This window comes from Enterorhabdus sp. P55, assembly GCF_009911695.1.
Taxonomy (GTDB): Bacteria; Actinomycetota; Coriobacteriia; order Coriobacteriales; family Eggerthellaceae; genus Enterorhabdus.
Window position 1 is genome coordinate 1 of the sequence record NZ_QWKK01000093.1, and the last position, 9,396, is coordinate 9,396.

The window sequence follows — 9,396 nt, forward strand, 5'->3', positions numbered from 1 at the left end:
ACGGCTCCATGGCCGTCAACGAGTGGGTGGGCTGCTTCGTGGGCCCCGACGGCAAGTGGGTCCCGGGCTACCAGGGCTCCTTCAGGCCCGGCGGCCCCGGGGACGCGGAGGGCCCGACGACCCCGGGCAACCCGAGCACGCCGGACGAGCCGAGCAACCCGAGCCAGCCGAGCGAGCCCAACCTGCCCGTCGAGCCGACGGACTTTGACAGGTCGGACGTCTTCAACCGACAGGACATGGGGAACGACTTCATCTGCACTGGCGTGCGGTATTACAAAAATAACGTGCTCGTCGGTGGTGGCATTGTTATCGATGCCTATCAAGGCTCTCAAAGGGAGCTCACCATACCCAACAGCATTGACGGACTCCCTGTTGTCAGCGCTTCTCTCGATACCGATAAAGCGAACCTCTCTTCTACTGAATTAACCTCCATACGCATTGAGCCCTCGACTACGCTCACGGAAGTTGTCATAGACATGCAGGAGCTTGAAACCCTGGACATCGGGGAATGCCCCTCTCTGAAAGCGCTCTACATCAACCAAGCGGGCGTAACAGGCGGCCGAATTGGCCGACTCTCAGCCCTGGACTTGACAGGCTGTCCTAATCTCACGCATTTCGGGCTCGATTCCAATGCTGTGATAAAAACGCTCGATCTCTCATCATGCTCGAAACTTGAAGAGGTAAACATCAATCGCAATAGGCTTACTTCTCTTTCTCTTGAAGGGCTCTCAGCCCTCAAGAGCGTCGACTGCACCAATAACGCCCTTGCCTCCCTTGACATCAGCGGCTGCACCGCCCTCGCTGTGCTGAATTGCTACGATAATAACCTTACGGCCCTTGACGCAGATGGCTGCGGCAGCCTCCGAGAACTCAACTGCGCACACAATAAGATTGCCTCTCTCTCACTCAGAGGCTGCGATAAGCTTCTGACAATAAGCATCTCGGATAATAATCTACAGACTTTTGACCCTTCGGCGCTGCCTTCCCTCAAAGTGCTTTCTTGCGGCTCCGGAGACGTGGCCGACATGTCGAAAATCGAGGCATGGGGAATTAAAGACGGAAACGGGGCATGGATACGAAAGGATCTCGTCTAAGCCAATCGCCCTCATCGTCAGAGAAGGCCGGCGCTCAGCGTCGGCCTTCTCTACGCCTCGGGATATCCCTCCAGCACGAGGAAGGCGGTCTCCTCGCCGAGGATGAGCTGGTCGCCGGGGTGGATCTCGATGGGAGCGGGAACGGCCTCGGCGTCGCGGGCGGACTGGGGGAGCTCCACCGTCACGTGGCGACCGTCTTGGCCGCCCACGAGCATGGTGCCGTTGCGCGAGCCAAGGCCCTCGGCCAGCCAGCGCCCGGCCTCGTCGCGGCGGATGCGCAGATGGCGGGCGGACACCGTGGGGCCCACGTCGTTGAGCGCCCCCTCCTCGGTGGCGAGCGCTCCGACGACCGTCCCCTCCGGCCCCGGCGCCAGCCAATGGGGCGCGCCGCTCGGCGAGCCCCCGACCAGGCGCAGCAGCCCCAGAACCGGCTCCCGACCCACGCCCTCGCCCGTCGGCGGCTCGCCCAGGCCCGGAGCCGGCGTCACCGCTCCTCCGCCGTGGGCCGTGCGCATGAAGTCGAGCGCCGCCGCCGACGCCCGCCGCGCGTCCGCTGAGCAGCCGGCGGCCACGAACAGCACCATGGCCGCCTCGGCGTGCTCGTCCGCCGTGAGCCCCGGAGCCTCGGCCACGCGCCCCATCGCGTTGCGGTAGAGCGCCGCGCTCTGATGGCACGCGGCCAGCGAGCGCTCCATGGGGCGCTGGGCGTCTCCGCGCAGCATCGTCAGGATGTCCTCGCCCGTCATCGAGCCGCCCTTCTGGGACTTCAACCGCGCGACGATGCGCAGGGCGCTCGTGGGAAAGTCGCAGAAGTAGCGGTCCGGGAGCGAGCCGGCCGGCGCGTGCACCACCGCGCGCGACACCCAGGTGCGGTCGTCCACGCGGCTCACGGGGCTGCGCCCGTCGCTCAGGGGCTTGCCGGAGAGCACCATGGCGGCGGTGTCCTTGTAGCTGATGCCGCCACGGGACTTGAGCACGTCGAACAGCGTGAAGCAGGGGGTGGTGTCGGTCGGGGTCATGGGGGCATCTCCTCTTGGGGGCCTAGGGTCGTTCGGAAGCGGCGACGTTACCGGGATGCGGGCGCCTCAGCGGGCCCGAGGAATCCGGGGAGGGCGCACCCCCCCCCCGTCGCAGGGTGCGCCGCCGGCGGGGGCGAGATCGGGGGTTCCCCCGCCCAGAGCGCGGCGCACCAAGTCCGCGTAGTCCCGGCACAGTGCCGCCAGTCCATCGCGGACAGTCACGGCTGACGGGCGCGCGGCCTGATCGACGACGAGGCACGGCAGTATCACGGCCCCCAGCCGGGCATCCGCCGACGCGAGCGCCGCGCGCAGCAGCCCTTCGTCAGACGCAGACGCCGCTGCGGCGGCCACCTCCGGCTCACGCCGCAGCACCGCGGCCAGATCGGGCGCGGCGTCGTGGGCCGTGCGCAGGGGCGCCGGGGCGTCCTCGGTCTTGCAGCGGTAGGGCGAGCGCACCTCGCCCTCCGCGCCCAGGTCGAAGGGCGGCCTCCCGCACGCGAGCCCGTAGACGACGCTCGCGGCGGCGTACACGTCCACTGCCGGCGACACGCGCGCGTGCGGGGCCTGGGGCACGTCGTCGGTGAGCATCTCCGGCGGCGCGTAGTCGGGCGTGGCCCCGCGCGGCGCGCCGAATCCCTCGGTGAGCGAGGTCTCGCGCCGCTGCGCCAGCGCCGATGATCCGAAGTCGACGATGCGCAGGTCGAAGGCGCCCGCCTCCGCCTGATCGGCCAGGGGCAGCTCCCTCGTGCGCACCATCACGTTGGCCGGCGACAGATCCCGATGGGCGAGGCCGCCCGCCTTCTGATCCATGCGCACAAGCAGCTCGAACAGGTCACGACCCAGCCGCGCCGCTGTCAGGGGCGACAGGCGCCCGTCATCATCCACCGCCAGGGCCCGGGCTGCGTGCTCAAGGGTCTCGCCCTCCACCCATTCCATGATGATGACCGGCTTCCCGTCCACCATCCCCCGGCCATAGAGCTGTGGGAACCCCTCGAGCCCGACGAGCCGGCGCTGGCTCTCGTATTCCTCGTCGAAGGCACGGCGGACGATCTCCGCCCGACGCGCCGGGTCGCCAGGACCGTCGTCGGGCAGGACGAGGGCCTTCACGGCGAAGGGCTCCCCTGTTGCGTTGACGGCGCGGGTCACGCGCCCCAGGCCGCCGCGCCGCGCGCAGGCGTCGTCCAAAAACAGCGCGGAGAGACGGCGCAGGCAGGCATCGCGGCCGGCCGCGTCCAGGGGATGGGGCAGCTCAAGGTCGGTCACGTACGCGAGGCGCCACGCTCCGCCGCCGGGCACGGATGCCGCCGCGCTGCCGGCGAGCCCCTCCTCCGAGGCGCGGCGGCCGTCGGCGCGGGCGCCCTCCCCCTCTCGCGCGCGAAGCTCCTCGCCGCTCACGGGCGGCCCTTCGGGCAGGGCCAGGCGCCGCGGGCGGGCGCGCCCGGCGGGGATGCGGGGGCGAGGAGGACCCAGCGGCCGCAGGCCGCGGAGGGCAGGCGGCGCCTGTGACGTGCAACCACGGCGCCTCCTCTCGTTTTTCGCGGATAACCTGGGGTTTCTCACCGTTGCGCTTCAACGGTTTCGATTGTAACCCAGGGCGCGCCGAGGGAGTTGCGCAACAAATGGCGGCGCGCGGCGCTACAGCAGGTCCACCGGGTCCACGTCCACGGCCACGTTGACCTGAGGATCGGCCTTGCGAGCGCGGAACAGGCGCGTGAGGACGGTGGAGATGTCGGCGTCAGGCGGGGCCTTCACCACCACGTGCCAGCGGTAGGCGTTGCGCAGCTTGCCCAAGACGCAGGGGGTGGCGGGCAGCACGAGCCAGCCCTCGCCGCCGTGGTCGCGCACGAGGCGCTCGAGCTGGGCGCGCAGCTCCTCGGCGGCGCGGGCAACGGCCTGCTCGTCAGCGCCCCACACGAGCACGTTGGCCATGCGAACGTAGGGCGGGTAGCCGAGTGCCCGGCGCTTGGGCAGCTCGGCGCGCAGGAACAGCGCGCGGTCGTAGCGGGCGGCGGCGCGGATGGCCACGGCGTCGGCCTCGTAGGTCTGCACGAGCACGCGGCCGGGCAGCTCGGCGCGTCCGGCGCGGCCGGCCACCTGCTCGATGAGGTCGAAGGTGCGCTCGCCGGCCCGGTAGTCAGGCAGGTGGAGCTGAGTGTCGGCGTTGATGACGCCCACGAGGGTCACGTCGTCGAAGTCGAGGCCCTTGGCGATCATCTGCGTGCCCAGGAGCACCGCGGCGTCGGCGGCGGCGAACTGCTCGAGCAGCCGCTGGTGGGCGCCCTTGGCCCGAGTGGTGTCGGCGTCCATGCGGATGACCGGCACCTGCGGCCCCACGCCGGGCAGCCCGTCCAAAAGCGCCCGCAGCTCGGCCTCCACCCGCTGGGTGCCGGCGCCGAACTTCTTGAGGTAGGGGCTGCCGCACTCGGGGCAGGTAGGCGGCGCGGGCACGCGGTAGTCGCAATGGTGGCAGCGCAGCGTGCGGTCGGACTCGTGGTAGGCCAGCGACGTGGAGCACGAGGGGCACTCCGGGACGAACCCGCAGTCGCGGCACAGCAGGAACTTCGCGAAGCCGCGCTGGTTGAGGAGCAGGACCGCCTTGCGCCCCTTCGCGAGCTCCTCGCCTAGGGCGCGGGTGAGCCGGCCCGAGAACATGGCTCGCGAGCCCCCCTTGAACTCGGCGGCCATGTCCACCACCTCCACCTGGGGAAGCGGCCGTCCGTTAGCGCGCTCGGGCAGGGCCACCTGCCGCCAGCCCTCGCGGGTGGCGGCGGCGTGGAGCGCCTCCACCGAAGGCGTGGCCGATCCGAGCACGAGCGCCCCGCCGGCCCGGCGCATCATCCACTCGGCCACGTCGCGGGCCTGGTAGCGCGGGGCCGAGTCCTGCTTGTAGGAGCCCTCGTGCTCCTCGTCGATGACGATGAGGCCCACGTTGGCGAGCGGCGTGAACAGGGCGCTGCGGGCGCCCACCACCACGCGGGCCGCGCCCGAGCGGATGAAGTCCCATTGGTCGTAGCGCTCGCCCTGGCTCATGCGCGAGTGCATGACAGCCACCGCGTCGCCGAAGCGACCCCGGAAGCGGCCCACCGTCTGGGGCGTGAGGGAGATCTCGGGCACGAGGACGATGGCGGTGCGGCCGGCGGCGAGCACGCGCTCGATGGCGCGCAGGTACACCTCGGTCTTGCCCGACCCGGTGACGCCGTCCACAAGGACCACCTGGCCCGACGCCGCCGCGCGCGCCTCGTCGATGGCCTCGAGCGCGGCGGCTTGGCCGGGAGTGAGGGCCGGGCGGTCCGTGGCCTCGCCGCTGGCCGGGGCGGGGGCCGCGGACGCGGGGTCGCGCGAGTCGTCGGGCGTGGGGGCCGCAGGGGCGCCCGCGGAGGCGAAGGCGATGCCGGGGATGGTCGCGCCGTCGAGCGCGATGTCCTCGGATTCCGATGCAGCGGCCATTCCGGCCGATAGCGCAAGCGCGGCGGGATGGGCCGCCTTCGGTGCGGACGCAGGCGCAGGGTCGGGCGCGAGGCCCCGGGTCGCAGCGCCTGAGCCCGCGGCGCAGGAGGCAGAGGGGCCGGCGGCCGCACCGTCGAAGCCACGCATGCGCCGACGATGCTCGATGCGCACGACGCCCTTATCCGCCAGGGCCTTGAGCGTGGAGCCGACCGAGCCGAACTCCAAAGCCAGCTCAGCCACGCGCAAATCGCCGCGACGCAGAGCCTCGATGACGCCGATCTGCTTCACCGCGTTCTTACGCGGGGTGAAGTCGGCTGCGGCGGGCAGAAGCGTGGCCCAGCGGTCGTCTACCTCCCCCACCGCCGGCTCCTCCAGCCGCCAGCCGCCATGGGCGCCGCGCACCAGGCGCGGAACGCCGCCGGGGGGCGTGAACAGGCGCACGCAGGCCGACAGCGGCGCGACGTAGCGCTCGGCAAGGTAGCGGGCACAGGCGGCGCCCTCCTCGTCGAAGTAGGGCTTGGAGAGCACGCGCTCGACGGGCTTGAGGCGCGCGAGGTCCATGCCGGCGACGGCCGCGCGCTCGCGTCGCGCCTCCGCCGCCGAGGCCTCGTACTGCGCCCCGAACCCGAAGTGGGCCTCCCCCGCGTCGGCGGCCGCAGCGCGGGAGGCGCCTCGCGCGCCGGGCCTGCCAAGGCCGATCGGGTGCGCGGGCTCCGAGCCAGGGCCGTCCCCGAGGGCCGCGGGACGCCCGGCCGAGGCGTCGCCCGCGCCCCAGAGCGTCCCAGCCCACAGGTCGCCGGCCTCTCCCGGCTCCCCGCTCGCCGATCCCTCATCCGCAGCCGGCACCTCGTCTTCCACATTATCTAGGCCGACGATGAAGCCGACGGCCTTGCGATGGCCGAAGGGCACGAGCACAGCACAGCCCACCTCAACCGGACGCCCCTCAGCCCGCAGCGCATCGGGGACGAGGTAGGTGTAGGGCGCGTCAAGGGCCTGGGTGGGTATGTCGAGTATGACCGAGGCGATTTCCATGCCCGCCAGTATACCGCAGGCACCCGCCACGCCAGCCCGACCCGCCGGCGCGCGACATCCGATTGGCAGAGACGAATGGCGCCTCACGGCGGCCTTCGCGGCCAGCAAGGAGGAGGGACGCCAGGGGAACCGGTCACGAGCGCAATGGGCCCGTCCCTCAGAGCCGATAGCGACCAGGCTGGGGCGCCGGATCGGGCGGACGGGTAACAGTGTGGCCGCCGGGTGGGCAGCAAGGCGGCGGTGCCGGAGCGGACGGGTAGCGGCGCGGGGGGACGCATCGGACAACGGCGCCACGCCACGGCGGGGCCGAGTCCGAACCGATGCCGCCGTGGCGCGGCCGGCTCGCCCGCCCGACCGGCTAAGCGCCTACCAAGCTGGGGGCGACGCCAAGCCGAAGGCCCCTTCCCCGGGATGCCGCACAGCCACCCACGCCACCAGACAGGTTTCTGGCCAATTTCACCACGTTTTCCGCTGTCTCTTTCCTCCTTGACAGCAAGCAGGCTTCTGCGACCTGGGAAAACGCTGAAGCCATCCGCCTTCTCGCCTGTTTTCGCGGACGAAATAGCGTAAACCATGGCGAAATTGGCCAGAAATCCGAGAAACGCCGCCGAGAACAGCTGCCAACGCTCCCGTCCGGTACCGACAGTCGGCGGCGGCATCGCCGTCCAGGCGGCTGACAGACCGCGCGTCTTGCCGACGGCCGCTCGGCGAACGGCATTTCCAGGAGGCAGATCGCCTTCGACGAGGCACCGTTGAGAGAGAAAGCCCCTCGCCTTTGGCGGTGCCAGCTGCTATACTACCCGCCCGAACCAGAGGAGATGTAACGCCATGGTTCTGATTCTCTACGGATCTACCGCCTACGAGCATTGGCTCCAGGCCGCCAGCCGGCCCCTTCCTGCGCCGTGCGTCACGGACCTGCGCCGCGACAGCCGGCCAACGGCCTCGGCGCTCGACCACCTCGCTCGCACGCTGCCGCATCTCGCGCCCCCTTACCATCTTATGGTGGCGGCCAACCTCCATCCGAGTGAGCGACTCATCCCCCATCGCTGCGACCGCCGCCTCCCGCGCGGGGCCCTGCTGCCTGTCGCGCCTGGTATCTACGCCGCCTCGCCCGAGCTCTGCGCTGTCCAGATCGGACGACGCTGCCCCGAGGCGCAGCTCGCGAAGGCCATCATGGCACTCTGCGGGCTCTCCGCCGTCCAGCCGGCCGAGCACGGGCTGGAGCTGCGCCCACCGCTCACCACCTGTGCCTCCGTGCGCTCCTTCGTCACGCGCAACTCGGCGCTGCCCGGGTCACGCACGACCCGTCGCGCCGTCGACCTGGCTGCCGACCGAGCGCGCTCGCCAGCGGAGGCCGACCTGTTCCTGCAGCTCTCGCTCCCCCACCGCCTCGGCGGGCTGGCGCTCAGCCGACCGCGCCTCAACCACACGGTCGCGCTCACCGGCCGCGCGCAGCGGCTCGCGGGCCAGGCGACGGTCTGCGCCGACCTCGCCTGGCCCACCGTGAGGCTCGCCGTCGAGTACGACTCCAACTTGACCCATCTCACCATCGCCCAACACGCCCGCGACATCATGCGCCGGGAGGGAATGGGGGCCGACGGCTGGACGGTGGCCGTCGTCACCTCCGGGCACCTCTACGGACGACGCAGCCTGGACGAGCTCGCCTATCGGATAGCCCGCGCACTCGACGAGCGCATTCGCCCGCGCGTGGCAGACTTTCCCGCCCGCAGGCGCTCCCTGCAGGCGCTCCCCCGCGGCTACGGCCTGCCGCCGGAGCTCTTCGCCTGATAGGGCGGCGAAAGAGGAGGACAAGCCTGCGACCCTCACGCCCGGGAGGGAGAGTCATCGGGCCGGTCGCAGCGGTCGCGTGGGCCCCTCGCGCCTGGGTGGGAGGGGCCGGTATCGGGCGCCCAGGCGGCAAGGGGGCCGCAAGCCATCGCCGGGCAGACGCGGGGCCGACGAAGCCGCGGCAACCGCGGGGCCGCGCGGCGTCGGCACGATTCGCGGCCGTCCGGCGGTATCAGAGAAACCCGGCTGTTGGGCGTGGCGCAGATCACGGCTGCCCGTCGGCACGGACGCGGCTTGCCGCCTTCCGCGCGGCCCGCAGCCACCTCCGCTGCCGTACGCCCGACACCAACTCCCGCAACCAAGAGCGAGCAGAGCCGCAGCCACTCCCAACCGCAAGCACCCCGGCGCAGACTGAGATCGCCGGCACCGCCAACAGCAGAAGCGGAGCCGCGGCTGCGGAATAACGGGGCCTTCTCGCAGGCCCCACGACAGCAGGACGCACAACTCGCAGCCGACACCGTCATCGCATCACTCGCACAAAGGTCACGGCGAATCCCTCGATTCTGGCATTGTCGGCACGGCGCAAGCGCTTGAAGCAGCCAGCCACGGCAGCAGGTGGGAGACGCAAGCGCTTTCAGGGTTTCTGGCCACTTTCCCCATGGTTTACGCTAAATAAGGCGCCCCGATGGAGTAGTCTCCTCCGCTCCCCTTTTCCGACCTGGGGATACGCAAACCGAAGCCCAGCAGTCGCGCAGTAATTGGGGGACGATCAGCGTAAGTCGTGACAAAATTGGCCAGAAATCCCAAATCGCCCGCGCCTGGCGCCCTGCACCAGCGCGCCAACACGCCAAGGCTCCGCGGCCGCGGGGTTGGCGCAGCCTCACCAGCCCGCGGCCACCGCCGGCGCCCCGCACCAGCGCCCGTGCCCCGCGCCAACACGTCCGCTCGCACCCAACGCCCGCCGATCGCCTCGCCCGGCGCCAACGCGCCAAGGCTCCGCGGCTGCGGGGGGGCGC

The 9,396-nt window shown here is 71.0% G+C and carries 4 protein-coding genes and 1 pseudogene; 2 read left to right on the forward strand and 3 right to left on the reverse strand.

The window, feature by feature from the left end:
- Window positions 1–1,094, forward strand: a pseudogene (locus tag D1643_RS08630) (hypothetical protein); the annotation flags it as partial.
- 50 nt (window positions 1,095–1,144) lie between these two features.
- Here D1643_RS08630 and D1643_RS08635 read toward each other — a convergent pair.
- From D1643_RS08635 to priA, 3 genes are all read right to left on the reverse strand, one after another.
- On the reverse strand, window positions 1,145–2,113 hold the full coding sequence (locus D1643_RS08635) for an FHA domain-containing protein (protein WP_160710244.1): 969 nt from the start codon (window positions 2,111–2,113) through the stop codon (window positions 1,145–1,147).
- A 66-nt stretch (window positions 2,114–2,179) separates the two neighbouring features.
- Entirely contained in the window at window positions 2,180–3,508 is a 1,329-nt protein-coding gene (locus tag D1643_RS08640) for a hypothetical protein (RefSeq protein WP_160710245.1), read from the reverse strand.
- A gap of 240 nt (window positions 3,509–3,748) precedes the next feature.
- Window positions 3,749–6,592 (reverse strand): primosomal protein N', encoded by a 2,844-nt coding sequence (gene priA, locus D1643_RS08645; RefSeq protein ID WP_160710246.1) that lies wholly within the window; start codon window positions 6,590–6,592, stop codon window positions 3,749–3,751.
- Window positions 6,593–7,420: 828 nt separating this feature from the next.
- Here priA and D1643_RS08650 point away from each other — a divergent pair.
- Complete coding sequence (locus tag D1643_RS08650; protein WP_160710247.1) at window positions 7,421–8,380, forward strand: hypothetical protein; 960 nt, start codon at window positions 7,421–7,423, stop codon at window positions 8,378–8,380.
- Window positions 8,381–9,396: the final 1,016 nt, after the last annotated feature.

Excerpts from the sequence above, each read along its gene's own strand:
- D1643_RS08650 (WP_160710247.1), top strand. The coding sequence starts at position 7,421 with ATGGTTCTGATTCTCTACGGATCTACCGCCTACGAGCATTGGCTCCAG.
- priA (WP_160710246.1), bottom strand. The coding sequence starts at position 6,592 with ATGGAAATCGCCTCGGTCATACTCGACATACCCACCCAGGCCCTTGAC.
- D1643_RS08635 (WP_160710244.1), bottom strand. The coding sequence starts at position 2,113 with ATGACCCCGACCGACACCACCCCCTGCTTCACGCTGTTCGACGTGCTC.